The organism is Rhodoplanes azumiensis (assembly GCF_042682915.1).
Taxonomy (GTDB): Bacteria; Pseudomonadota; Alphaproteobacteria; order Rhizobiales; family Xanthobacteraceae; genus Rhodoplanes; species Rhodoplanes azumiensis.
Window position 1 is genome coordinate 30,100 of record NZ_JBHUIW010000009.1, and the last position, 23,055, is coordinate 53,154.

Here is a 23,055-nt window from a genome sequence, read left to right on the forward strand (position 1 = left end):
CGTGCGGGCCGGCCGACCGGACGATCGATCCCCCGGTCGTCGCCCGGTCTCCGTCGCGGAGACCGGGCGGCCGAGCGGATGGTGGTCAGTGGGCGACCGCCTTGTGCGAGCCGATGCCGGTCTCGGAGCGGACGTACTGGGGCTCGAAGCCGGCCTTGTCGATGGCGCCGCGCTTGGAGCCGTCCAGCTTCGAGAACAGCCAGATGCCGGCGAACGCGATGGTCATCGAGAACAGCGCCGGGTTGTCGTAGGGGAACGGCGCCGAGGCGAAGCCGAAGGTCTTCACCCACACGGCCGGGCTGAGCACGACCAGCGACACCGAGCTGATCAGGCCGAGCAGGCCGCCGATCAGCACGCCCCGGGTCGTGGTGCCGCCCCACAGGATCGACATCAGCAGCACCGGGAAGTTGCAGCTCGCCGCCACCGCGAAGGCGAGGCCGACCATGAAGGCGACGTTCTGGTTCTCGAAGATGTAGCCCAGGATGATGGCGACGATGCCGATCACCACGGCCGTGATCTTCGACACCTTCACCTCGCGGTCCTCGGAGACGCGGCCCTTGGCGATCACCGAGGCGTAGAGGTCGTGGCTGACCGCCGAGGCGCCGGCGAGCGTCAGGCCGGCCACCACGGCCAGGATGGTGGCGAAGGCGACGGCCGAGATGAAGCCGAGGAAGAGCGAGCCGCCGACCGCGTTGGAGAGATGGATGGCCGCCATGTTGGAGCCGCCCAGCAGGGCCGTGACCTTGTTGTAGGCGCCGTCCGCCCCGACCTTGTAGAAGCTCGGGTCGTTCATCAGGAACGTGATGGCGCCGAAGCCGATGATGAAGGTCAGGATGTAGAAGTAGCCGATGAAGCCCGTCGCGTAGAACACCGACTTGCGGGCCGCCTTGGCGTCCGACACGGTGAAGAAGCGCATCAGGATGTGGGGCAGGCCGGCGGTGCCGAACATCAGGGCGAGGCCGAGCGACAGCGCCGAGACCGGATCGGACACGAGATTGCCCGGAGCCATGATCGAGGCGCCCTTGGGATGCGTCTGGACCGCCTTCTGGAACAGCGCCTCCGGCGAGAAGCCGAACGTGATCAGCACCATCAGGGCCATGAAGGTGGCGCCACCGAGCAGCAGGCAGGCCTTGATGATCTGCACCCAGGTGGTCGCCACCATGCCGCCGAAGGCGACGTAGATGATCATCAGGGCGCCGACCACGATGACGGCGTAGAGGTAGGGCAGGCCGAACAGGAGCTCGATCAGCTTGCCGGCGCCGACCATCTGGGCGATCAGGTAGAACGCCACCACGGTGAGGGTGCCGACCGCCGACAGGCTGCGGATCTGGGTCTGCTCCAGGCGGAACGACACGACGTCGGCGAACGTGTACTTGCCGAGGTTGCGCAGCCGTTCGGCGATCAGGAACAGGATCACGGGCCAGCCGACCAGCCAGCCGACCGAGTAGATCAGGCCGTCGAACCCGGAGGCGAAGACGAGACCGGAAATCCCGAGGAACGAGGCGGCCGACATGTAGTCGCCGGCGATCGCCAGGCCGTTCTGGCCGGCCGTGATGCCGCCGCCGGCGGCGTAGAAGTCGGCGGCCGAGCGGGTGCGCCGCGCCGCCCAGTAGGTGATCCCGAGCGTCGCCGCCACGAAGACGAAGAACATCAGGATCGCGGCGATGTTGAGGGCCTGCTTGCCGCCGCCCTCGATCGGGCCGGCCGCCTGAGCGACGCCGGCGAGCGCCGCGAGCGCGACGCCGGTCGCGACGGCCGTGGTCGCGGTCTTGGTCGCGACGGCCTTGGTCGCGACGGTCTTGGTCGCGGTACGGAGCGCGCGCATCACTTCTGCCTCCCGACGATGTTGGTCGTGATATCGTCGAACTCGGAGTTGGCGCGACGCACGTAGATGCCGGTGAGCAGGAACGCCGAGACGATGACGCCGAGGCCGATCGGAATGCCGACCGTGGTGACGCCGCTGCCGATCTTGGCGGCGAGCAAGCCGGGCGCGAAGGCGATGATGAAGATGAAGCCGAAATAGATGACCAGCATCGCCACGGTCAGCGTCCATGCGAAGCGCGAGCGCTTCGAGACGAGCTCCTGGAACTGCGGGTCTGATTTGATCGTGTCGTACGACGGCGTACTCACGGCGTCCCCCTTGGTTAGAGCCTCCCGCTCCGATATCGGCCGACTGTTTGCTCGGCTCTGATGATTGCGCGGCACGTTAGTCGGCGCGACCACACGGCGCAATCCGACCAAAGACGCAACTCGCGCGTCCCGCATCCGAAGAATCACGTGTTTCGGCGGCGTCCGGCGACACGATCGCGTGCGCGTTGCGAGACGGCGGGGCCGGCCGCCCGGACCGGCCGGGGCGCCGCGCGGTGTCGGTATGGGGGCGGCCGGGCGGGACGCACATGGCCGGTGCAAGCGGCTGATCCGTCGATCTTTCCTCGCGACCGGCCGGACTGCGGCGGTTTGGCGCGACCCGGCGCGGTCCGGTCGTCCTGGACGGCGGGCCGGCGGGTTCCTAGATCTCGGATCACCGATCCGGGCCCCTCTGGCGGCGCTGACGCTGCGATGTCGGATCTTTCACCTGCCGCTCTTTTCGACTTTCGTCGAAGCACGGGAGCGACATCTGGAGGATTGCGATGGAGTTCCTGTCCGGACTCGATTTTCCGTTCGCGACGTTTCTCGGCAAGCCGGCCTGGGCCTGGCTCCTCTTTCTCGGCATCGTGACGACGCTCCTGGTGCTCGACCTCGGCGTCCTGCACCGCAAGGCGCGCGTCATCGGGGTGGGCGAGAGCGTGGCGCTGTCGGCCGCCTACATCCTCGTCGCGCTCGTCTTCGGCGCTTGGGTGTGGTCCGACATGGGCCGCGAGGCGGGCGTCGCCTGGCTTACCGGCTTCGTCGTCGAGAAGACGCTGGCGCTCGACAACGTCTTCGTCATCTCGCTGATCTTCGCGACGCTCGCGGTGCCGCCCCACCTGCAGCACCGGGTGCTGTTCTACGGCATCCTCGGCGTCGTCGTGCTGCGCGCCGTGATGATCGGGCTCGGCGCCGCGATCGTGTCGTCGTTCGCCTGGGTGCTGTTCCTGTTCGGCGCGCTCCTCATCGCCACCGGCGTCAAGATGCTGGTGGTCGCCGAGAACCCGGCCGCCTGGGTCGACAACCCGATGATGCGGTGGATGAACCGTCGCCTGCGGGTCACCCGCGAGCTGCACGGCGAGGCGTTCTTCGTGCGGCAGCCCGCCGTCGTGGGGGGGCCGGCGGTCACGTGGGCGACGCCGCTGTTCGTCGCGCTCGTGCTGATCGAGTGCGCCGATCTCGTCTTCGCGGTCGACAGCGTGCCGGCGATCTTCGCGATCACCACCGATCCCTACATCGTCTACACGTCCAACATCTTCGCGATCCTCGGCCTGCGCGCCCTCTACTTCGCGCTCGCCGCCTCGGTGCACCGCTTCCGTTATCTGAAATACGCGCTGTCGCTGGTGCTGGTGTTCATCGGCGCGAAGATCTTCTGGAACCAGATCGTCGGCAAGGTCGATCCCCTGGTGTCGCTCGGCGTCACTCTCTCGCTGCTCGCCGGAGGCGTGATCGTCTCGCTGTGGAAGACACGGGCCGACCGGCCGGCCGATCCGACCCCGGCGCCCTCGACCTGACCCGGAAACCCGCAAGCCCGCAAGCAAGCCCGCACCCCCCGACCTTGGAGATCCGCATGCTCGACGTGAACAAGATCCTCACCGCCGTGCTGGCCGGCGACGGCGCCGGCGCACCGCCCCCGGCGACCAGCCGCGAGACCGGCTTCCTCACCCGCGGCCGCGGCCTGCCGCCCGCCGGGCAGGGGGCCGCCGCGCCGGGGCAGGGTGGTGGCCTGCCGTTCGACCTCGGCAGCCTCGCCGGCCGGCTCGGCGGGCTCGCCGGAGGCAGCCCCCGCGGCGCTGCCGGCGGGGGCGGCGGCGGACTGGGCGATCTGCTCGGTCGCCATGCCGGGATGCTCGGCGCCGGCGGTCTCGCGGGCGGCCTCGCCGGCATCCTGCTGAACTCGAAGCACGCGCGCAAATACGCCGGCACGGCCCTGAAGGTCGGCGCCGCCGCGGTGCTGGGCGGTCTCGCCTACAAGGCATATCAAGACTACCGGGCGGGGCGGCCGGTGGTGCCGCAGGGCGTCGCCGACACGCTCGGCCAGATGCTCGGCGGAGCCGGCGGCGCGGCACCCGCGACCGGGCCGGCCGGGGCGCCGGCGCCCGGCAGCGAGGCCGCGGCGGCCCGCACCACGCTCCTCCTCCTGCGCGCCATGATCGGCGCGGCGCTCGCCGACGGCCGGATCGACGAGGCCGAGCGTGTCATGCTGATCGCGCGGATCGAGGCGAGCGCGCTCTCGGTCGAGGAGTGCCAGGTGCTGGAGGGCCTCGTCGCACGGCCCGACACGCCGGCCTCGCTCGCCGCCGAGGCGACGACCCCGGAGGAGCGCGCCGAGGTCTATCTCGCCGCCTATGTGGCGATCGACGCCGACACGCCGGCCGAGCGCGCCTGGCTCGACGACCTCGCGGCGCGTCTGCAGCTCGATCCGCGGCTGCGCCAGAATTTGGAGACGGCCGGCGACGCCGCGGCGGCGGCGTGAACGAGCGGTCGTGAGTGATTGCTTCACGGGTCGTTCCGGGGCGGCGCGTCAGCGCCGACCCCGGAATCCAACCCGGAGTTCTGAGTGTCGTCGCTGGATTCCGGGTTCGCGGCTTCGCCGCGCCCCGGAATGACGGGCCTCGCCAGGGGCCTACTCGGCCGCCAGGCCGGCGCGGGAGTGGTTGGAATAGGTCGCCCAGGTCGGCGCGTAGCCGTCGTCGGCCTGGTTGCCCCAGGTCGCCCAGCCGGGCCGCGTGCCGCGGGCGAACAGCTCGAGATACGGCCCCGGCGAGCACGCCTCGATCAGCCCGTACTGCTCGTCCGGTTTTCGCGAATGCTCCCGCTTGCGGGTGGCGAGGAAGTTCACCTGGCGACGGCCGGCCGCGCGGGTGCGGGCGTTCTTGCCGCGCACCCCGAACAACAACAGCTCGGTGACGTTGCGGAAGTAGAAGCCGACCCCGCGCCCGTCGGGTCCGCCGTCCTTCCTCACCTTGTGCCAGACGATGTTGGACTTGTAGGTGAAACCCCACGCCCGCATCACGGCGAGCCCCTCGGGCAAGAGCGCGTTCGGCACCCACAGATAGAGATGCGCCGGCTCCGCGGCGAGCGCCGCGACCGGCAGCGCCTCGATCTCGGGAAGCGTCATGGTGCCGTAGCGCGACAGCCGCCGATGCTCCGGCGCCATCTTCCCGGTGCGGTTGACGAACTGCCAGGGCGGATCGGCCAGCACGGTGGCGAAGCGGCGGCCGGCCGCGAAAATCTCGAGATCGGCAGCGGGATCGTGGGGGGCCATGGCGCGGCTCGGTCCGGCGGCGCGACGCGCGAGTCGCGCGGGCGATCCGTCTTCTTACCGCGTCCGCCCCTTCGGCCGCCAGGGGCGTGCTGGAGCGGAGTTCCGGTGCCCGGATCGCGCCCCGATGACACCCGCGGCCGCAGCGGTTAAGAAGTGGGCGAAGGCCCATCGTCGCAAGGGAGGGCGCCGATGTCGGAGGGGCCCATGTCGCCGAAAAGGATGTCACCGGAAAGAATGTCGTCGGAGACGCTGCTGCCGCTGTTCCGCACCGCGGCGCTGTTCTGGCTCGTCCTGTTCGGGCTCGCCTTCGCCAACGGTGCGTTCCGGGAGCTGGTGCTGGCCCGGCTGCTCGGTCCGGAGGCGCTGCCGATCTCGGGCATCACCGGTATCGTCCTGATGGGGGTGGCGATCGCGCTGTTCGTGCGGTGGGTGCGGCCCGGCTTCGGCGCCGCCTTCGCGATCGGCGCGATGTGGCTCGTCCTCACGCTCGCCGCCGAGGCCGTGCTGGTGGTGGCGAGCGGCAAGCCGCTCCGGGTGGTGGTCGAGACCTTCTCGGCCGCCGCGGTGGCGGAGGGCGATTTGTTCGCGCCGCTCGTGGTGTTCGTCGCTCTGTCGCCGCCTTTGTTCACGCTGTTGCGGCGCCCGCTTCTTTGAGGCGCTTCGGCGCGCGGGCGCGGTGCGCAACCCGAGTTGCGTCGGCCGGCGCAAATCCGCCGCGATCGGGCGTCACTCGCCGGCGAAAAGCCGCTATCATCGAATCGAAATCGTATCCGAGTATCGAGGCTCGCCATGATCGATCATAAACTCCGCTCGCAGCTGTGCGCCGGTCCTGCCGTCGCCGGCCTTCTGGCCGCGAGTCTCGTCGCCCTCGCCGGTCCGGCGCATGCCCAGCTGTTCGACCGCTGGCCGGCACCGGCCCAGCAGATGGAGCAGCGGGCCCCGGACGCGACCGCACCGCCGGCCGCCGAGGCGCCGGCTCAGCCCGCGGCGAAGCCGAAGCCCGTCCGCAAGCCGAAGCCGGCGCCCGAGCCGACCGCGCAAGGCACCGATCCCGCGGCCGATGCGGCCGCCGCGTCGCCGCGCCGGGCCGCCGCCCCGAAGCCGGCCGCGGCTCCCGCCGGCGCCCCGAAGGCGATCGCCTGCGCGGGCGTGTTCGCCAAGGGCTCGAGCCATCTCCAGCTCGCCCAGACCTTCGACGCCAAGAACGTCGAGTTCGGCGAGGTCGACGGGCCGGAGGGCAGCAAGCTCAACGCCACGATCGTGTACCCGACCGACCCGAAGCGCCGGCTCGAGGTTCTGTGGCAGAACGAGGCGGCGCGCAGCGACGTGTCGCTGATCGTCGTCACCGGCCAATCGGGCTGGACGGCGCCCAAGGGGCTGAAGCTCGGCCTGCCGCTCGCCCAGCTCGAGAAGGCCAACGGCAAGCCGTTCAAGGTGTCGGGCTTCGATCAGGACAACGGCGGCAGCGTGATCGACTGGCAGGGCGGCGCGCTCGCCGCGCTGCCCGGCGGCTGCAAGGTCGGGGTGCGGCTGACGGCGGACGCCAAGGCCACCGACGCCGCCAAGGCGCAGGCCGCCGGCAAGGAGTTCGCCTCCACGGACGCCGCCCTGAAGGGCGTCAAGCCGGTGATCGCCGAGATCCTGATCGGCTACCCGCAGGACTGATCAGAACCGATCCGGGGTCCGCTGGATCGGCCCGGTTCGTGGCCTCTGCGCGAGAGCCGGCTCGGGGGCGTGCGACCGCTGCCGAGATCGTGGAATGGACGAAGCGAACCAGGCCCGGGCGGTCGGGACGACCTGTGTGTGCGGGACGGTCGCTCGACGGGAACCCGTCGCGTTCCGCGCCTTGGCTCACCCGATGGCTACGGCTGCGGCTTGTCGGCCGCGGCGAACGGCAGCGGAGTCGGGAGCTCCGGCGGGGCGGGATCGCGCGGTGGACGGGTCGCTCTGGCGCGCGTGATCGCGGCGACGCCGAGCAGACGTGGGGTCTGGTTGCGGATCTCGACCGCGACCTCGCGGTCGAGGCGCTTGAGCCAGCTCGCCGGGATGGCGTCGACCCCGTAGGTGGCGCCGGCCAGCATGCCGACGATGGCGCCCGTCGTGTCGGCGTCGCCGCCCTGGTTCACGGTCTTCACCACCGCGTCCTGGAACGTCGCCGTCGTGAAGTAGAAGTGCAGCACGGTGCGCAGCGTGTCGACCACATAGGCGCTCGACTGGCCCGGCGAGACCTCGAACCGAAAGCCGCGATGCTGGGCGACGAGCGCGTCGGCGATGTCGCGCACGTCGTCGCGGCCGGCGCCGGCCAGGAGCCTGTGCAGCATCGTCACCAGGGTCAGCGAGGCGGCGTCGGAGAGGGGGTGGTGGTGTGTGGTGTGGCACTGCGCGACGCACCAGGCGGCGCCGGTCTCGGATGCGCCGAGCGTCGCGAGCGCGACCGGCAGGATCCGCATCGCCGCGCCGTTGCCGGCGTCGCCGTCGAAATACGGACCTTGCACCGAGCCCTCGGTGAGGAAGCGGCGAATGCCGCGCCGGCACGTGTTGCCGACGTCGATCGGCCCGGAGCGCAGCCAGCGGGCGAACTCCTCGCACAAGTCCTGGAGGTCCAGCGTTTCCTTGCGGATCAGCGAGCGCCCGAGCGCCAGCGTCATCTCGGTGTCGTCGGTGACCTGGCCGGCGGCCAGCCGCAGCCAGCCGCCGCCGACGATGCGATCGTGAATGCCGTAGCGGGTGGCGATCTCGCCCTTGGTCATGAACTCCACGGTGCCGCCGAGCGCGTCGCCCACGGCGAGACCCAGGAAGGCGCCGAGCGCCCGGTCGTCCAGGGTCGGAGCCTGCATGCCTGATCCTAAACGTAGCTCGCCTTCACGCGGTAATCGCCGCCGATCACCAGATACTCGCCCTCGCCCTTGAGTGGATGACGGGCGAGCAGCGTGTTGAAGAAGGCGATCTTGGCCACCGGAACCCGCGCGGTCAGGATGATGTCGCCGAAGCAGTCGGCGACGTCGCGCTCGGACGTGAAGGAGGCCAGGTTGTTCATGCGCACCACGGCGTTGCGCTTGTCGGCGCGCTCGACGATCTGATGCTCGTCGAAATCGTTGACGCCGCGATACAGCGTCACATGCGTCTCGCCCGGCGCCACCATGGTGGCGAGCGCCCACTGGCAGAACTCGTAGACGAGATCGAGCTGGGTGTAGATCGAGTTGTTGTGGAACCGGCTCGACATCTTCTCTTCCACGTAGGTCGTCCAGCCGTCGCCGGTGGTGCGGTCGATGATCTGCTTGTGGAAGGTCGGGAAGATGCCGAAGCGGCTCTCCACCCAGCCCTTCATCACGGCGCCTTCCGGGCTGTTCGAATCGTAGCCCCAGCCCTTGATCAGCCGCAGGAACGACGAGCGATAGCGGCGCGGCCCGCGCGGCCGGCCGTCCGGCTCGGGCTCCTGCTGCTCCGGGTCGAGACCGAACATCGCCATCATGTAGCTGGCGAAGGCGATCCCGGCGTCGGGCAGATCCGGGGCGTGCGACAGCATCTCGAACAGGCTCCGGTTCATCTCGCGCACACCCGAGATCCGCAACGGAACCGGGTGCTCGTTGAAGGCGCAGCTCGCCACGAGATCGGTCGGCAGGCCGACCAGATTGGTCGAGTGTCCGAGAAAGCTGCGCCCCGGCATAGTCGCCTTACGTCCTTGCAAGTGTCGGGCCGCGGATACCGCTGACGCGGGAGCGGCCGGTGCGAGGTGGCTGTCGAGAAGAGAACGGCACGATCGGACGACGGGCCGGCCGCCGGGGGCACGGTGCCCATCGTGCCCGCTCATGAGGCATGCCCGCGGCCGCCCGCCCTGATCTCCGTCAAGATCCGCGTTGGCCCTCATGCGCGAGCCGTCGCCGCGGCCGCACGGCGACGATCGGGGGGCGAACAATGTAACAGGAACGTGCGACGGAGCTTCTCTTACAGAGTCTCGAATGCCGCGGTGGGTATGTGAATCGGTGATCGATAATTGCGTCGCGAAATAGGATTGCGCGTCCGCGGCCGAGCCCAATTCGGCGGCATGCCCAAACAGGGGGCGCCGCGAAAAAAAAACGCCGAACCGGTGAGCGACGGATTGTGCCCGTTTCGAGTCATGATAATCAGATTGGATCGAAGTTTCGGCCGAACGACTTGGCCATGAATGCGGGCCCCGTTCCTGCGTCTGACCGACGAGATCTGACTGAACACTCGAGAAACCCGCCGCGGGCGGCATGCCGTCCGCGGATGTAGACCTGCTCGTCAGTCGAAAGGACGTCCATGAGCACTGGCACCGTGAAGTGGTTCAACGCGCAGAAGGGTTACGGCTTCATCCAGCCCGACGACGGCGGGAAGGACGTGTTCGTGCATATCAGCGCCGTCGAGCGCGCTGGCATGACCAATCTGCGTGAAGGCCAGAAGCTGTCCTACGAGCTCACCCAGGACCGTCGTACCGGCAAGAGCTCGGCCGATCAGCTTCGCGCCGTCTGAGCCTGCACTGCCCGAAAGCCCGCCTCGGCGGGCTTTCTCGTAAGAAGACCCGAATTCTCCGCGAGGGCTTTGTCGGCGCGACGTCGCGCGACGCTCTCGGACCTCGTCGCGGCGCTGCCATTCGGCTGCGCCGTTTTTTTTGGCCGACGCGGACCGCGCCCGGGGAGTGTCGGGATTGATCCGTTGTCCGGCGCGTGTCGTCCGAGATCGCCACGACCGATCGCGCCGACGGCGACGCTGTCGACGCTGCGATCGGCCGGTGGCGGCAACGGTGTAAGGTCTTGACGGTGTCAGGTCTTGACGGCGTCAGGCCTTGACGGTCACCGGCTTGCGCCCGGCGGCAGCCTTGGCCGGCGCCGTCTTTGTCGCGACCGCGCTCGTCGCCGTCTTGGTTCCCGGTGCCTTCGACATCGGCGCCTTGGACATCGGCGCCTTCGACGCCGGCGCCTTGCCGGTCGCCGGCGCGCCGGACGCCGATTTGGCGGCGCTCGCCGCCTCGGTCGGCTTCATCCGAAAGAGCTGGTAGCCGGCCGCGGCGATCGCCTTCTCGATCGCGGCCCGAGACAGCTTGTGCGGCGGGTCACGGTCGGGCCGCACGACCCCGGTCGAGTGCCAGGGGCCGAGCCGCTCGGGGAGCTTGCTGCCGGAGGAGTCGCCCGCGAAGGCCCGCAGGTCGCTCGTCGTCTCCGACTCGAACATGAACAGTCGCATGGTCTTGCCTTTCTCCCCTCCCAGCCGCCGCGCCGAGGCGGCACGCGGCCGCCCCATGGCGGTCTTGGGCCGCCGGGAGTCCGGCGGCGACGGATCAGCGTCGACGGAACTGCTGGCGCTGCGGCGGCCGGCGCGCCCCGCCCGGGCCGGAGTTCGTCTCCTTGTGACGGAAGATGATCCGGCCCTTCTCGAGATCGTAGGGCGACATTTCGACGATCACGCGGTCGCCCGCGAGCGTCTTGATGCGGTTCTTCTTCATCTTGCCGGCCGTGTAGGCGATGATCTCGTGGCCCGTGTCCAGCGTCACACGGTAGCGCGTGTCCGGCAGGATTTCGGTGACCAGTCCTTCGAATTCGATCAGCTCTTCTTTCGCCATCGCTGTGCTCCGATAATTCTCACCGCTCGACGCTGTGCCCGGCGTCGCGGCGGCCCGGCGCGCCGCGGCGCAGGAAGGCCACCTGATCGAGTGCAGCCTCGACCGCGGGGCCGTTGTTCCGCTGGGTCGGACGCTCGGCGAGCGGCGCCCCCACCCGCACCGGCGCCGGATGCTGGCCGCCGTTGCGATGCGGCCGGCCGCCATTGTCCCGCCCCTGCGGGCGCTGCGGGCCGTGCGGGGCCTGCCGGTCGGCCCGCGGCTCGTGCGGCCGGGTGCGCTGCGGCTGCGCCTCGTGGCCACGATTCCGGCTCTCCGGCGCGCGATCCGCCGGATGGTGACCCGCCTCGCGGGGCTCGCGGTGCGGACGCTGCGGCGCGGCCCGAACGGCCTCGTCGCGGTCCCGCCGCGGCTGCTCGCCGCGGGACCGGTCACGATCGGGCAGACGGCCGCGGCCGCCGTCGCGACGCGGTTCGCCGCTCGCGCGGCGCGGCTCGCCGTCACGCCGGGACTCGCCGTCACGGCGGGACTCGCCGCCGTTGCGGCCGCGCGCGCCCTGCTGCGCCGGCCGCGACGCCGGCAGCGGACGGCCACCGGTGCGTCGGTCGGTCGCCGGGATCGCGAAGCGGATCAGCTTCTCGATGTCGCGCAGGAACGGCAGCTCCTCGCTGTCGCAGAACGAGATGGCGATGCCCTCGGCGCCGGCCCGCGCGGTGCGGCCGATGCGGTGGACGTAGCTCTCCGGAATGTTCGGCAGGTCGTAGTTGACGACGTGCGACACGCCCTCGACGTCGATGCCGCGGGCCGCGATGTCGGTGGCGATCAGGATCCGCACCTCGCCGGTGCGGAACGCCGCCAGCACGCGCTCGCGCTGGTTCTGCGACTTGTTGCCGTGGATGGCGGCCGCCGCGATCCCGGCCTTGTCGAGGCCGCGGACCACCTTGTCGGCGCCGTGCTTGGTGCGGGTGAAGACGAGGCAGCGGTCGATCGGCTCGCTCGCGAGCACCTCGGCGAGGATCTGCGGCTTCGCCGCCTTGTCGACATGGACGATGCGTTGGTCGATGCGCTCCGCCGTGGAGGCGGCCGGCGTCACCGACACGCGGGCCGGGTCGCGCAGCATCTGGGCGGCGAGCTCGGCGATCTGCTGCGGCATGGTGGCCGAGAAGAACAGCGTCTGGCGGTCCTTCGGCAGCTTCGCCACGATCTTGCGGATGTCGTGGATGAAGCCCATGTCGAGCATGCGGTCGGCCTCGTCCAGCACCAGCACCTCGACGGCGTTGAGCCGAAGCGCGTTGGAGTTCACGAGGTCGAGGAGCCGGCCCGGGGTGGCGACCAGGACATCGAGGCCGGGCAGCACGGCGCGGACCTGGCGGCCCATCGAGACGCCGCCGATGGCGAGGTCGGAGGCGACCTTCATGTGCCGGCCATAGGCCCGGAAGCTGTCGAGGATCTGCCCGGAGAGCTCGCGGGTCGGGCTGAGCACCAGCACGCGGCAGCTCTTGCGGACGGTCGGCTTCTGGTCGGTGTGCAGGCGGTTGAGGATCGGCAGTGCGAACGCGGCGGTCTTGCCGGTGCCGGTCTGGGCGATCCCGATCACGTCGCGCCCTTGCAGCGCGAGGGGGATCGTCTGGGCCTGGATGGGAGTGGGGGTGACGTAGTTCTCGTCGACGAGGGCACGAGCGATCGGCTCGGCCAGTCCAAATCCCTGAAAGGAAGTCAAAGGGTGCTTTCTGTTCTGCGATAGGGCCCGGGCGCAGCTCTGGCGCGCCGCGTGCAGCGGATGAACGGGACATCCCGCGTGGTCTGGGCTGCCTTCGGGTGGCGGATCGGGCCGAAACCGTTGATTGTTTCGTTCACGCGGCCCATGGGGGACCAACCAGAGGTCGGTCAATCCGCTCAGCCGCCTATATGGTCCATTTCGCCGCAGAATTCAAGCGTGCGGACCGGTATAATGAAACGGCTTCCGTTCCGGGTGCCCCGGAACGGGAGCGCGGCCCGTTTTTCGGGCCTGCGGGCCGGGGCGCCGGCCGCTCAGGCGAGCTCGATGACCAGGTTGAGGAAGTCGTCGACCCGCGCGGTGCTGCCGGGGCCGATGCAGCAGGTCGACTCGCGCTCCTCCACCAGGGCGGGGCCCACGAAGGTGGCCCCCGGGCGCAGCGCGTAGCGGTCGTAGACCGCGCAGGCCTGCGGCCCGAAGCCTTCGAACAGCACGTCCCGGACGCCGCGGCAGGCCGCGGCCGCGTCGGTGCCGTCGCGCGTCGCGCCGGCCCGGCTCGCCGCCCCCTTGTCCATGCGGATGTCCCGTCCGGGCGCCGCGCAAGCGAGGCGCCAGCTCAGGCACTCGATCGGCGCGTCCTCCATGGCCCGGCCGAAGCGCTCGCGATAGGCGGCGAAGAAGGCGTCGCGGATCGCCGGGACGTCGTCCGGCCCGAGCGTCGTGGAGGGCAGCGCGACCGGAACCTCGAAGCCCTGGCCGAAGTGACGCATCTCCGCGGTCGGCCGCAGCGTGATGGTGGCGGGATCGGCGCCGGCGTCGCGCAGGAGCCGCGTGCCCTGCTCGGTCATCGCGACGAACAGGGCGTTCACGTGCGCCCAGTCGACTCGCTCGAGCCGCGCCACGTAGCTGCGGACCATGTCGGTGGCCGGCGGGGCCACCAGGAAGCCCAGCGCCGAGGCGACCCCGGCGCCGAGCGGCACCACCAGGCGCTCCATCTTGAGGAGCCGGGCGAGGTTGAAGGCGTGCACCGGACCCGCCCCGCCGAATGCGATCAGCGTGTAGCGGCGCGGATCGCGCCCCTTCTCGGCGAGGTGAATGCGGGTCGCCGACGCCATCGTCTCGTCGACGATGCGCTGCACGCCGAGCGCCGCCTCGCTGTCGGCGAGCCCGAGCGCGCCGGCGACGCCGGCGTCGAAGGCCCGGCGCACCGCGTCGATGTCGAGCGCCATCTCGCCGCCGAGGAAGTAGGACGGGTCGAGCCGGCCGAGCACCAGGTCGGCGTCGGTCACGGTCGGCTCCTGGCCGCCGAGCCCGTAGCAGACCGGGCCCGGCTTGCTGCCGGCGCTGCGCGGGCCGACCTTCATCAGGCCGGCCGTGGTGTCGGCGCGGGCGATCGAGCCGCCGCCGGCGCCGATCTCGATCATGTCGACCACCGAGACCTTGAGCGGCAGGCCGGAGCCCTTGACGAAGCGGCGCACGCGGCCCGCCTCGAAGTCGAACTTGTGGTCGGGCGCGCCGTCCTCGACCAGGCACATCTTGGCCGTGGTGCCGCCCATGTCGAAGGAGACGACGCGGTCGAGCCCGGCGTGGCGGGCGATGAACGAGGCCGCCATGGCGCCGGCCGCCGGCCCCGACTCGATCAGCCGGATCGGGAACTCGCGCGCCTCCGACACGGCCGCGATGCCGCCGCCCGACAGCATCACGTAGAGCCGGCCGGTGAAGCCGATCGCCGCGAGCCGCGCCTCCAGCCGGTCGACGTAGCGGCGCATCAGCGGCTGGACATAGGCGTTGGCGCAGGCCGTGCTGGTGCGCTCGAACTCCCGGATCTCGGGCGCCACCTGCGACGACAGGGTGAGCGGCAGGTCGGGATAGAGGGCGCGGACGATCGCGGCGGCGCGCTCCTCGTGCGCCGCGTTGCGGTAGGCGTGCAGGAACGAGATCGCGATCGCCTCGACTCCGTGCTCCTCGACGAGCGCGCGCGCCGTCGTCGCGACCGCCGCCTCGTCGAGCGGCACCAGCACGGCACCGTCGACGTCCAGGCGCTCGCGGATCTCGCGCCGGCGCCGGCGCGGCACCAGCGTCGGCGGCGCCTCGAGGAACAGGTCGTAGAGGTCGTAGCGGGTCTCGCGGCCGATCTCGATCACGTCACGGAAGCCCTCCGTCGTGAGCAGCCCGATGGTCGCGCCGGTGCGCTCGATGACCGTGTTGGTGACCAGCGTGGTGCCGTTGACGATGCTGTGCACGTCGCCGGGGGCGAGCCCGGTCTCGGCGAGCATGCGCTGGATGCCGGCGATGATGGCGAGGCTCGGGTCGTCGGGCGTGGTCAGCAGCTTTCCGGTGTGGACGAGATCGCGGGCGGGGTCGTGCAGCACGAGGTCCGTGAAGGTGCCGCCGACGTCGATGCCGATCCGGGTGGTGCGTTCGCTCATGGTCCTCACTCCGCGCCGTACTCGGTCTCGGCCGCTGCGGCCGTCACGTAGCCGTCCTCCAGGTCGCGCGCGAGCGCCGCCGGGGCGCGTGTCCGTGGATCGCCGAAGCCGCCGCCGCCCGCGTAGATCATGTGGAGGCGGGTGCCGGGCGCGATGGTGGTGCGCGACTTCGGATGCGGCACCGTGCCGTCGCCGAGCCGGATCATCGAGCCGGCCCCGGGCGCGCCACCGGCGAGGCCGAGCGGCGGGTGGTCGCGGCGATCGGAGAGCAGCGACAGGCGCACCGGAGTCGACGACCGCACCTCGATCTCGGCCTCCTGGCCGAGGCCGCCGCGGAAGCGGCCGGCGCCTCCCGAGTCGGGACGCAGCTGCTTGCGCCAGACGAGCAGCGGCGAGGCGCTTTCCAGCGCCTCGATGCTGCCGGCGCCGACATTGGTCGGGAACGAGGTGGTGGAGAGGCCGTCGGAGTGCGGCGTCGCCCCCATTCCGCCGGTGGCGAACAGCACTTGGCTGAAGCGGTCGCCGTTGCGGTCGATTCCTGAGAAGATCGCCCGCATCGACGGCGCCGCGCCGCTCTGGGCGATGACGCGGTCGGGAAGCACGGGGGCGAGCGCGCCGTAGACGGCATCGGCGAGCAGATGGCCGGTGAGCTGGCGGGCGCCGACCGGCGCCGGATAGCGCGGGTTGAGGATCGAGCCCTCCGGCGCCGCCACCGAGAGCGCCCGGTAGGAGCCCTCGTTGCGCGGCGTGAACGGGTCGAGCGCGCACTTCACCGGGTAGACGGAGTAGGCGTGCGTGTAGTTGAGCACGCAGTTGATGCCGCGGTCGATCTGCGGCGAGGTGCCGGTGTAGTCGATGTGCATGGTCTCGCCCGTCACCGTGACGGTGCAGACGATGCGGGTCATCTGGTCGTCGAAGCCGTCGGCCTCCAGCACGGTCGAGTAGGTGCCGTCCGGCACCGCCGCGACGGCCCGCCGCATCGCCGTGTCGGCGCGCGTGTGCACGGCCTCGGCGAGGCCCTGGAGATCGTCGAGGCCGACGTCGTCCAGGAACTCCTCGACCCGGCGTGCGCACACCTCGTTGGCCGTCACCTGGGCGTCGAGGTCGCCGAGCACCTGGCGCGGTACCCGGACGTTGGCGAGCAGCACCTCGACCAGATCGTCGTTGCGCCGGCCCTCGCGCAGGAAGCGGGCCGGCGGGATGCGGATGCCCTCCTCGAACAGCTCGCGGCAGTCGGCCGACCACAGCGCGCCGCCGACGTCGGGCGAATGCGAGATCGAGCCCGAGAAGCCGACCAGCCGGCCGCGGTGGAAGATCGGGGTGACCAGCGTGAAGTCCGGCAGATGCCCGGTGGCGAGCCACGGATCGTTGGTCATCACGCAGTCGCCGGGCCGCCACGTCTCGGCCGGGAAGCGCTCCAGAAATGCCCTGGTCGTGCGCGGCAGGATGCAGGAGAACGACGCCAGCCCGCCGGTGTTCTCGGAGATCGAGTTGCCGTTCCGGTCCATCAGCACGGTGCCGTAGTCGTTCGACTCGCGCACGATGGTCGAGAAGGCGGTCCGCACCAGCCCGGCGGCGGCCTCGTCGGCGATCGAGATCAGCCGGCTCCAGTAGATCTCCAGCGTCACCGGATCGAAGGCCTCGTGCGGCGCGGTCGCGCTCGGGTGCTGGCGGAGGGACGGTCGGACGGACATTCGCAGGCTCCGGGGCAGGGGACGACGAGATCGGGACCGGAAAACCGTAGAAGAGGTATCGATCTGCGTCCAATATGGTTTTTGACGAAAACGATATATGATGCGACTGAAACAGCGTCGCCGGCGGGGCCGGCGTGTCGCCATCGAGGAGGCCCGACCGGACCATGGAGCTCCGCCATCTCCGTTATTTCGTCGCGCTGGCCGAGGAGCTGCATTACGGCCGCGCGGCGCAGCGGCTCGGCATCTCTCAACCGCCGCTGAGCCAGCAGATCCTCCAGCTCGAGGCGGATCTCGGGGCGCGCCTGCTCGAACGCACCAACCGGCGGGTGGCGCTCACCGAGGCCGGGCGGGTGTTCCTGGCCGAGGCGCGCGCCACCCTCCTGCAGGCCGAGCGCGCCGCCGTGATGGCCGGGCGCGCGGCGCGCGGAGAGGCCGGCGAGCTGAAGATCGGCTTCGCCTCCTCGGGGGCGCTCGACCCGACCTTCACCGAGACGATCCGGGCGTTCCGGGCGGCCGTGCCGGGGGTGCGGCTGGTGCTGGAGGAGCAGGTGACGGCGAGCCAGATCGAGGCGCTGACCGAGCTGCGGCTGCAGATCGGCGTCGTCCGCAGCCCGGCGGCGCCCGACCTGCCGCCCGACCTCGCCGCCGCGGCGCTGTCGCGCGAGCCGCTCTACGCCTTCCTGCGCGCCGACCACCCGCTGGCGATCGCCCGCCGCGGCGCCGCCGTGCCGCTCGCCGCGCTCGCCGACGAGCCCTTCGTGTTCTTTCCGCCGGGCAGCGGCACGAGCCTCTACGACCAGGTGCTCGGGCTGTGCCGCAAGGCGGGTTTCCGGCCGCGCGTCGAGCAGGAGGCGCGCGCCAACGCGACGCTGCTCGGCCTGGTCGCAGTCGGGCTCGGCGTGTCGATCCTGCCGGCCTCGCTGGCCGGCTTCGCGCTGCCCGCCGTGGTCGGGCTGCCGTTGGCGCCGGCCGGCGAGTCGGCGCTGTGGCTCGTGCACCGGCGCGACGACCCATCCGCGGCGGCCGCCACCTTCGTCGCCATGGCGACGGCGCGCCGGGCGCCGCCGGCCGGCCGGCGCCGGCCGGTCAGTGCGAGATGATCTTCGACAGGAAGGTCTTGGCCCGCTCGGTCGCCGGCGCCGCGAAGAACTCCGCGGCCGGGCGGTCCTCGACGATCCGCCCTTCGTCCATGAACACGACGCGGTCGGCGACCTTGCGGGCGAAGCCCATCTCGTGGGTCACCACCACCATGGTCATGCCGTCGCGGGCCAGCGCCGTCATCACGTCGAGCACCTCGTTGATCATCTCCGGGTCGAGCGCCGAGGTCGGCTCGTCGAACAGCATGGCGACCGGGTCGAGCGCCAGTGCGCGGGCGATGGCGACGCGCTGCTGCTGGCCGCCGGAGAGGTCGGCCGGATACGCCTCGGCCCGCTCGGTGAGGCCGACCCGGGCGAGCAGGGCCAGGGCCCGCTCGCGCGCCTCGGCGCGGGAGCGCCCGAGGGCGTGCACCTGCGCCAGCATCACGTTCCGCAGCGCCGTCATGTGCGGGTAGAGCTCGAAGCTCTGGAACACCATGCCGATCCGGGTGCGCAGCCGCGGCAGGTCGGTGCCGCGCGCCCCGACCTCCTCGTCGTCGAAACGCACCGAGCCCGACTGGTAGGGCTCGAGCCCGTTGACGGTCTTGATCAGCGTGCTCTTGCCCGAGCCGGAGGGGCCGCACACGACGACGATCTCGCCGCGCGCGACGGCGAGGCTGCAGTCGCGCAGCACCGGCGTGGTGCCGTACTGCTTGCACACGCGGTCGAGCACGATCAGCGGAGAGCCGGACATCGAGAGCCTTCAGGTTCTGATCGACAGGCGGGCGTCGAGCAGCCGGCCGACGAGCGACAGGCCGGAGCAGACGACCAGATAGGTGACGGCGACGGTGGCGATGATCGCGACCGGCTGGAACTCGCGGGCGTTGACCAGGAGGGCGCTGCCGGTGAGCTCGCGCACGCCGATCACCGAGGCGACCGAGGTGAACTTCAGCAGCCGCACGTACTGGTTGAACACCGGCGGGATGATACGCCGCAGCGCCTGCGGCAGCACGATCAGGCGGAACACCTGCCAACGGGTCAGGCCGGTCGCGAGGCCCGCCCGCACGAGGCCTGCCGGCACCGAGCGAAGCCCGCTGCGGACGTCCTCGGCGAGATACGCGGCGATGAACAGGACGAAGCCGAGCGAGGCGGCCGCGACCGCGGTGGTGCGGTAGCCGGCGAGCGCGGGAATCGCGAAGTAGCAGACGAACAGCACGACCAGCAGCGGCGTGCCGCGGACGATCTCGATGTACAGCGCGGCGAGGCGCGACAGCACCGGGATCTCGGCATGGCGCAGCAGCCCGAGCAGGAGGCCGACGAGGCTGCCGCCGACGATCCCGACGGCGGCGAGCCGCAGCGTCGTGGCGAAGCCGGCGGCGAGGAACGGCAGGTTGTCCCGGATCACCTCCGGAACGACGGCGGCGAGGATCGGCTCAGGCATCGGCGATCCTCGCGATTGGGCGCCGGGCGCGCAGTCCGGGGATGTGGTCGATGGCGAAGCTGATCAGGAGCACGAGCGCGATGTAGAGCACCGCGATGGTGATGTAGACCTCGAAGGTGCGGAACGTCTGGCCCTCGATGGCGCCGGCCTGGTAGCTCAGCTCGGCGACCGCGATCACCGAGGCGAGGGACGAGTCCTTGACGAGCTGCGAGGCGAGGCTGGCGAGCGACGGCGCGACGATGCGCAGCGCCTGCGGGTAGACGACCAGTACTTGCACCTGCCAGGGGCGCAGGCCGGAGGCGGCGGCGGCGCGCGCCTGGCCGCGCGGCACGGCGGCGATGCCGGCCCGCACCAGCTCGGCCACATAGGCGCTCGAGTAGAGCGTGAGGCCGAGCACGGCGCACAGGAAGGCCGGCAGCCGCAGGAAGGCGAGCGCCATGTACCACACGTACATGTGGATCAGCAGCGGCACGTTGCGCATCGTCTCGACATAGAGGCCGGCGGCGACCCGGCCGGCACGCGACGTCGAGGCGCCGAGCGTGCCGATCAGCATGCCGACGATCAGGGTCGGAACCAGGGCGGCGACCGACAGCGCGATCGTGACCAGGAGCCCGTCGAGGATCAGGTCGCGATGCTGCCAGACCTGCGACCAGTCGAACTGATAGGACATGCGATGCCAGCCTCAGTGCGTGGCCCGGCGAACGTGACGGTGAACCGGCCCCGCACTCCGCTCGTCCCCGCCTTCGCGGGGACGAGCGGAGGTCTGGGCGATCTCGGGGAACGGAGTGCTGGAACTCACGCGCGTGGCCTCAGAGAGTGCCGATCGTTCGGCTTTCGTGATTTTCAGATCTCGTCAATTCAAGGACTTGGCTCGGCCTGACTCTCGAAAACCGGGAAACACTTCCAGCCTCTCAGGGCCGATGCCTCACGGCCAGGTCTCGACCGGGACGCGCGGCTCCTCGCCGAACCACTTGACGTAGAGGGTGCGGTACTCGCCGGAGGTCCACAGATCCTGCAGCGTCTCGTTGATCGCGTCGCGCAGGCTCGAGTCGCCCTGCCGCACGCCGATGCCGAAGGGCTCGACGCTGAACAGGTCGCCGACGATCTTGAAGCGCTTGTTCTCCTTGGCGAAGCCCTGGAGGATGTTGAGGCTGCCGGTGAGCGCGTCGACGCGGCCCTGGGCGAGCGCCAGCCAGGCGCTGTTGTAGTCCTTGAAGCCGGAGATGCTCGCCTTCGGCGCCTTGGCCGCGATGGTCTTCTCCAGGGTCGTGCCCTGCTGCACGGCGACCGCCTTTCCGTCGAGGTCGGCGACCGAGGCGATGCTGCTCGACGCCGGCACCAGCAGCGACTGGCCGCCCGTGTAGTAGGTGATCGAGAAGTCGATGGTGCGGTCGCGCTCGCGCGTGTGCGTCATCGAGGCGGCGACCAGGTCGACATTGCCGCTGACCAGCATCGGGATGCGGGTCGTCGAGGTGACGCTGACGAGCTCGATCGGAACGCCGATCTTCTCGGCCACCTTGGTCACGAGGTCGATGTCGAACCCGACCGGCTTGTTGTCCTTGTCGAGGAAGCCGAAGGGCGGCGTGTCGTATTTCACGCCGGCGAGCAGCTTGCCGCGGCTCTTGATGGTCGCGATCGTGTTCTGGGCGGGCTGCGCCGTGGCGGTGTCGGTGACCAGGAGCGCGGCGAGCGTCGCGCCGGCGAAGGCCGCACAGGCGAGGCCGAAGCGGCGGCGGGCGGCGGAGTGGCGGAGCGTCATGTCGGTCCTCTCTTGCGGAACGTCGAGGGTCAGGCGGCTTTCGGCAGGCCGGACCGGGCGATGCGGGTCAGCGCCTCGTCCAGGTCGGCGTCGGAGCAGGTGACGGACAGGCGCAGATGGCCGGCGCCCATGCCGCCGAAGGAGGAGCCCGGCATCGCCGCGACGTCGATGGTGTCGAGCCAGTGGCGGGCGACCTCGGTGTCGGGCGCGTCGACCCGCGGGAACATGTAGAAGGCGGCGTCCGGCATGGCGCAGGCCATGCCGGGGACGGCGTCGAGCCGGGCGGCGGCGCGCTCGAGCCGCGCCCGGAACATCGCCCGGTAGCGCGGCACGATCTCGTCATAGAGCGACAGCGCCTCGAGGCCGGCGGCCTGGACGAAGCCCGGCAGGCAATAAATCGAGTGCTGGATGAACTTGACGACGCTCTTGGCGGTGCCGGGCGGCAGCGCCAGGTAGCCGAGCCGCCAGCCGGTCATGCCGAAGGTCTTGGAGAAGCTGTCGACGACGAAGACGCGGTCGCGCACCGTCTCGTTGCTCTGCATGTGGTGGAACGCGCCGCAGTGGACGAGGTCACCGTAGACCTGGTCGAAGATGATCCAGAAGCCGTGACGCTGCGCCAGCGCGGCGACGGCGGCGAGCTCGTCGGCCGGGATCACCCGGGCGGTCGGGTTGCAGGGCGAGTTGATGATGATCGCCCTGGTGCGCGGCGTCACGGCGGCGGCGATGCGCTCGGGATCGACGCGGTCGAGCATGTCGATCGCCACCGGCGTGCCGCCGCACATCTTCACGCACGGGCCGTAGCTGACCCAGCCGGGCACCGGCACCAGCACCTCGTCGCCCGGATCGACCTGCGCCATCAGGGCGGCGAGCAGGGCGAACTTGCCGCCGGGCGTGACGATGATGTCGGCCGGATCGTAGGCCGCGCCGGAGAGCCGCGCCTCGCGGGCCGCGATCGCCTCGCGCAGGGCGGGCGAGCCGGCGGGCGGGCCGTAATGCGTGTCGCCGTCGCGCATCGCCCGCGTGGCGGCTTCGACGATGCGGGGATCGGTCGGCAGGTTGGGGTCGCCGCTCGACAGGCCGATCACCCGCCGCCCCGCCGCGCGCGCCGCCCGCACTTTCTCGGTCATCTCGACGGTGGCGGAGGGCTTCAGCCCGAGGACGCGGTCGGCCAGCTTCAGGGTCATGGGAGAACGTTTCCGAGGATGAGGGCGTCGTGAGGGGAGGGCGGGGCGCGGAAGCCGGCCGCCGTGAAGGCGACCAGCTCGGCGAGGGCGGTGTCGGAGTCGGCTGGGTCGCAGGCGCCTTCCGACAGGATCTGGATCCGGCCGGGATCGGCGAGCGTGAAGTACTGGGCGCCGAGCAGGAAGTGGAAGCGCCAGTAGACGACCTTGGCTGGAAGGTGGTCGAGCTCCTTCATCAGGGCGCCGAGGAACGTGCCGCTGACGTGGTTGAAGTGCTTCGAGATGAGGTTCTTCGACATGTCGGCGTGCTCGTGCGCCAGGATGGCGCGCAGCCGCATGAAGCGCCGCGCCCCGGCGTCGCCGTTCGGCAGCACCAGCGAGGGGCGAAGGTAGGCCTCGAGGATCTGTTCCAGCATCGGCGGGCGCCCGGGCGCCGCGCGGCAGGCTTCGAGCAGGCGGAAACGTGCGTTGTTGATGGCGGCCGAGCGCTTGGCGAAGATCTGCTCGAGCAGCGCTTCCTTGGATCCGAAGTGATAGTGGATCGCCGCGATGTTGACGCCGCATTCGCGCGTGATCGCGCGCACCGAGACGGCGCGATAGCCGTTCGCCGCGAACATCGCCTCCGCGACGTCGAGGATCCGGTCCGGGGTCGCCTGCGTGCCGCCGCCCATTCGTTCGATCGAAACGTTTCAAACAAGTGTTTGAACAGTGTCGTAGCCGATCGTCGAGCAGCCGTCAACGATGTCTCCGAAATCGGTGTGGGAGGTCGTCCAAGGCCTGTGCTGTCG

The 23,055-nt window shown here is 70.7% G+C and carries 22 protein-coding genes; 6 read left to right on the top strand and 16 right to left on the bottom strand.

Annotated elements, in window-relative coordinates:
• Window positions 1-85 precede the first annotated feature (85 nt).
• Window positions 86-1,825: a cation acetate symporter gene (locus ACFSOX_RS09735; protein ID WP_378477614.1), complete on the bottom strand. Its 1,740-nt coding sequence runs from the start codon at window positions 1,823-1,825 to the stop codon at window positions 86-88.
• On the bottom strand, window positions 1,825-2,130 hold the full coding sequence (locus tag ACFSOX_RS09740) for a DUF485 domain-containing protein (protein WP_378477615.1): 306 nt from the start codon (window positions 2,128-2,130) through the stop codon (window positions 1,825-1,827). Before ACFSOX_RS09740 ends, ACFSOX_RS09735 begins: the two co-directional genes overlap by 1 nt.
• Window positions 2,131-2,630: 500 nt before the next feature.
• Here ACFSOX_RS09740 and ACFSOX_RS09745 point away from each other — a divergent pair, with 500 nt between their 5' ends.
• Together ACFSOX_RS09745 and ACFSOX_RS09750 are read left to right on the top strand one after the other, a co-directional pair.
• Complete coding sequence (locus ACFSOX_RS09745; protein ID WP_378477616.1) at window positions 2,631-3,641, top strand: TerC family protein; 1,011 nt, start codon at window positions 2,631-2,633, stop codon at window positions 3,639-3,641.
• A 56-nt stretch (window positions 3,642-3,697) separates the two neighbouring features.
• Window positions 3,698-4,603: a tellurite resistance TerB family protein gene (locus ACFSOX_RS09750; RefSeq protein WP_378477617.1), complete on the top strand. Its 906-nt coding sequence runs from the start codon at window positions 3,698-3,700 to the stop codon at window positions 4,601-4,603.
• A gap of 150 nt (window positions 4,604-4,753) precedes the next feature.
• On the opposite strand, the gene ACFSOX_RS09755 is transcribed toward ACFSOX_RS09750, so the two are convergent.
• Window positions 4,754-5,395, bottom strand: coding sequence for an MT-A70 family methyltransferase (locus ACFSOX_RS09755; protein ID WP_378477618.1), 642 nt, complete (start codon window positions 5,393-5,395; stop codon window positions 4,754-4,756).
• Between the two features lie 234 nt (window positions 5,396-5,629).
• Between ACFSOX_RS09755 and ACFSOX_RS09760 the strand changes: the two genes are divergently transcribed.
• Both ACFSOX_RS09760 and ACFSOX_RS09765 read left to right on the top strand, forming a co-directional pair.
• Window positions 5,630-6,049, top strand: a complete 420-nt coding sequence (locus tag ACFSOX_RS09760) for a hypothetical protein (RefSeq protein WP_378477619.1) — start codon at window positions 5,630-5,632, stop codon at window positions 6,047-6,049.
• Between the two features lie 135 nt (window positions 6,050-6,184).
• Complete coding sequence (locus ACFSOX_RS09765) at window positions 6,185-7,060, top strand: hypothetical protein (protein WP_378477620.1); 876 nt, start codon at window positions 6,185-6,187, stop codon at window positions 7,058-7,060.
• 197 nt (window positions 7,061-7,257) lie between these two features.
• On the opposite strand, the gene draG is transcribed toward ACFSOX_RS09765, so the two are convergent.
• Both draG and ACFSOX_RS09775 read right to left on the bottom strand, forming a co-directional pair.
• A complete protein-coding gene (draG, locus tag ACFSOX_RS09770; RefSeq protein ID WP_378477621.1) occupies window positions 7,258-8,232 on the bottom strand; it encodes an ADP-ribosyl-[dinitrogen reductase] hydrolase in 975 nt (324 codons plus the stop codon).
• Between the two features lie 8 nt (window positions 8,233-8,240).
• On the bottom strand, window positions 8,241-9,062 hold the full coding sequence (locus ACFSOX_RS09775) for an NAD(+)--dinitrogen-reductase ADP-D-ribosyltransferase (RefSeq protein ID WP_378477622.1): 822 nt from the start codon (window positions 9,060-9,062) through the stop codon (window positions 8,241-8,243).
• Between the two features lie 614 nt (window positions 9,063-9,676).
• Between ACFSOX_RS09775 and ACFSOX_RS09780 the strand changes: the two genes are divergently transcribed.
• The gene (locus tag ACFSOX_RS09780; protein WP_111357322.1) at window positions 9,677-9,886 is read left to right on the top strand and encodes a cold-shock protein; all 210 of its coding nucleotides are present in this window, start codon (window positions 9,677-9,679) and stop codon (window positions 9,884-9,886) included.
• A 306-nt stretch (window positions 9,887-10,192) separates the two neighbouring features.
• Here the strand turns inward: ACFSOX_RS09780 and ACFSOX_RS09785 are convergent, their stop codons facing one another.
• From ACFSOX_RS09785 to ACFSOX_RS09805, 5 genes are all read right to left on the bottom strand, one after another.
• Entirely contained in the window at window positions 10,193-10,597 is a 405-nt protein-coding gene (locus ACFSOX_RS09785) for a hypothetical protein (RefSeq protein ID WP_378477623.1), read from the bottom strand.
• A 94-nt stretch (window positions 10,598-10,691) separates the two neighbouring features.
• The gene (gene infA, locus ACFSOX_RS09790) at window positions 10,692-10,973 is read right to left on the bottom strand and encodes a translation initiation factor IF-1 (protein WP_378477624.1); all 282 of its coding nucleotides are present in this window, start codon (window positions 10,971-10,973) and stop codon (window positions 10,692-10,694) included.
• A gap of 19 nt (window positions 10,974-10,992) precedes the next feature.
• A complete protein-coding gene (locus ACFSOX_RS09795; protein ID WP_378477625.1) occupies window positions 10,993-12,690 on the bottom strand; it encodes a DEAD/DEAH box helicase in 1,698 nt (565 codons plus the stop codon).
• A gap of 311 nt (window positions 12,691-13,001) precedes the next feature.
• Window positions 13,002-15,116, bottom strand: a complete 2,115-nt coding sequence (locus ACFSOX_RS09800) for a hydantoinase/oxoprolinase family protein (RefSeq protein WP_378477626.1) — start codon at window positions 15,114-15,116, stop codon at window positions 13,002-13,004.
• 5 nt (window positions 15,117-15,121) lie between these two features.
• Complete coding sequence (locus tag ACFSOX_RS09805) at window positions 15,122-16,810, bottom strand: hydantoinase B/oxoprolinase family protein (RefSeq protein ID WP_378477627.1); 1,689 nt, start codon at window positions 16,808-16,810, stop codon at window positions 15,122-15,124.
• A gap of 164 nt (window positions 16,811-16,974) precedes the next feature.
• On the opposite strand from ACFSOX_RS09805, the gene ACFSOX_RS09810 reads away from it, so the two are divergent.
• Window positions 16,975-17,910 carry a LysR substrate-binding domain-containing protein gene (locus ACFSOX_RS09810; RefSeq protein ID WP_378477628.1) on the top strand — a complete coding sequence of 312 codons (936 nt, stop codon included), beginning with the start codon at window positions 16,975-16,977 and terminating at the stop codon, window positions 17,908-17,910.
• On the opposite strand, the gene ACFSOX_RS09815 is transcribed toward ACFSOX_RS09810, so the two are convergent.
• From ACFSOX_RS09815 to ACFSOX_RS09840, 6 genes are all read right to left on the bottom strand, one after another.
• Entirely contained in the window at window positions 17,897-18,640 is a 744-nt protein-coding gene (locus ACFSOX_RS09815) for an amino acid ABC transporter ATP-binding protein (RefSeq protein WP_378477629.1), read from the bottom strand. The two genes, ACFSOX_RS09810 and ACFSOX_RS09815, sit on opposite strands and share 14 nt — an antisense overlap.
• 9 nt (window positions 18,641-18,649) lie before the next feature.
• On the bottom strand, window positions 18,650-19,327 hold the full coding sequence (locus ACFSOX_RS09820) for an amino acid ABC transporter permease (protein ID WP_378477630.1): 678 nt from the start codon (window positions 19,325-19,327) through the stop codon (window positions 18,650-18,652).
• Complete coding sequence (locus tag ACFSOX_RS09825) at window positions 19,320-19,997, bottom strand: amino acid ABC transporter permease (protein ID WP_378477631.1); 678 nt, start codon at window positions 19,995-19,997, stop codon at window positions 19,320-19,322. The genes ACFSOX_RS09820 and ACFSOX_RS09825 overlap by 8 nt, the downstream gene beginning before the upstream one ends.
• 255 nt (window positions 19,998-20,252) lie before the next feature.
• Window positions 20,253-21,086 (bottom strand): ABC transporter substrate-binding protein, encoded by an 834-nt coding sequence (locus ACFSOX_RS09830; protein WP_378477632.1) that lies wholly within the window; start codon window positions 21,084-21,086, stop codon window positions 20,253-20,255.
• A gap of 29 nt (window positions 21,087-21,115) precedes the next feature.
• A complete protein-coding gene (locus ACFSOX_RS09835; protein WP_378477633.1) occupies window positions 21,116-22,270 on the bottom strand; it encodes a pyridoxal phosphate-dependent aminotransferase in 1,155 nt (384 codons plus the stop codon).
• Window positions 22,267-22,938 carry a TetR/AcrR family transcriptional regulator gene (locus ACFSOX_RS09840; RefSeq protein WP_378477634.1) on the bottom strand — a complete coding sequence of 224 codons (672 nt, stop codon included), beginning with the start codon at window positions 22,936-22,938 and terminating at the stop codon, window positions 22,267-22,269. Before ACFSOX_RS09840 ends, ACFSOX_RS09835 begins: the two co-directional genes overlap by 4 nt.
• Window positions 22,939-23,055: the final 117 nt, after the last annotated feature.

Bases quoted from the DNA above. Each gene is read 5' to 3' on its own strand.
- ACFSOX_RS09745 (WP_378477616.1), top strand. From the start codon at position 2,631: ATGGAGTTCCTGTCCGGACTCGATTTTCCGTTCGCGACGTTTCTCGGC.
- ACFSOX_RS09760 (WP_378477619.1), top strand. From the start codon at position 5,630: ATGTCGTCGGAGACGCTGCTGCCGCTGTTCCGCACCGCGGCGCTGTTC.
- ACFSOX_RS09835 (WP_378477633.1), bottom strand. From the start codon at position 22,270: ATGACCCTGAAGCTGGCCGACCGCGTCCTCGGGCTGAAGCCCTCCGCC.
- infA (WP_378477624.1), bottom strand. From the start codon at position 10,973: ATGGCGAAAGAAGAGCTGATCGAATTCGAAGGACTGGTCACCGAAATC.
- ACFSOX_RS09755 (WP_378477618.1), bottom strand. From the start codon at position 5,395: ATGGCCCCCCACGATCCCGCTGCCGATCTCGAGATTTTCGCGGCCGGC.
- ACFSOX_RS09735 (WP_378477614.1), bottom strand. From the start codon at position 1,825: ATGCGCGCGCTCCGTACCGCGACCAAGACCGTCGCGACCAAGGCCGTC.
- ACFSOX_RS09775 (WP_378477622.1), bottom strand. From the start codon at position 9,062: ATGCCGGGGCGCAGCTTTCTCGGACACTCGACCAATCTGGTCGGCCTG.
- ACFSOX_RS09840 (WP_378477634.1), bottom strand. From the start codon at position 22,938: ATGGGCGGCGGCACGCAGGCGACCCCGGACCGGATCCTCGACGTCGCG.
- ACFSOX_RS09800 (WP_378477626.1), bottom strand. From the start codon at position 15,116: ATGAGCGAACGCACCACCCGGATCGGCATCGACGTCGGCGGCACCTTC.
- ACFSOX_RS09825 (WP_378477631.1), bottom strand. From the start codon at position 19,997: ATGTCCTATCAGTTCGACTGGTCGCAGGTCTGGCAGCATCGCGACCTG.
- ACFSOX_RS09785 (WP_378477623.1), bottom strand. From the start codon at position 10,597: ATGCGACTGTTCATGTTCGAGTCGGAGACGACGAGCGACCTGCGGGCC.
- ACFSOX_RS09765 (WP_378477620.1), top strand. From the start codon at position 6,185: ATGATCGATCATAAACTCCGCTCGCAGCTGTGCGCCGGTCCTGCCGTC.
- ACFSOX_RS09815 (WP_378477629.1), bottom strand. From the start codon at position 18,640: ATGTCCGGCTCTCCGCTGATCGTGCTCGACCGCGTGTGCAAGCAGTAC.
- draG (WP_378477621.1), bottom strand. From the start codon at position 8,232: ATGCAGGCTCCGACCCTGGACGACCGGGCGCTCGGCGCCTTCCTGGGT.
- ACFSOX_RS09750 (WP_378477617.1), top strand. From the start codon at position 3,698: ATGCTCGACGTGAACAAGATCCTCACCGCCGTGCTGGCCGGCGACGGC.
- ACFSOX_RS09820 (WP_378477630.1), bottom strand. From the start codon at position 19,327: ATGCCTGAGCCGATCCTCGCCGCCGTCGTTCCGGAGGTGATCCGGGAC.
- ACFSOX_RS09805 (WP_378477627.1), bottom strand. From the start codon at position 16,810: ATGTCCGTCCGACCGTCCCTCCGCCAGCACCCGAGCGCGACCGCGCCG.
- ACFSOX_RS09780 (WP_111357322.1), top strand. From the start codon at position 9,677: ATGAGCACTGGCACCGTGAAGTGGTTCAACGCGCAGAAGGGTTACGGC.
- ACFSOX_RS09830 (WP_378477632.1), bottom strand. From the start codon at position 21,086: ATGACGCTCCGCCACTCCGCCGCCCGCCGCCGCTTCGGCCTCGCCTGT.
- ACFSOX_RS09810 (WP_378477628.1), top strand. From the start codon at position 16,975: ATGGAGCTCCGCCATCTCCGTTATTTCGTCGCGCTGGCCGAGGAGCTG.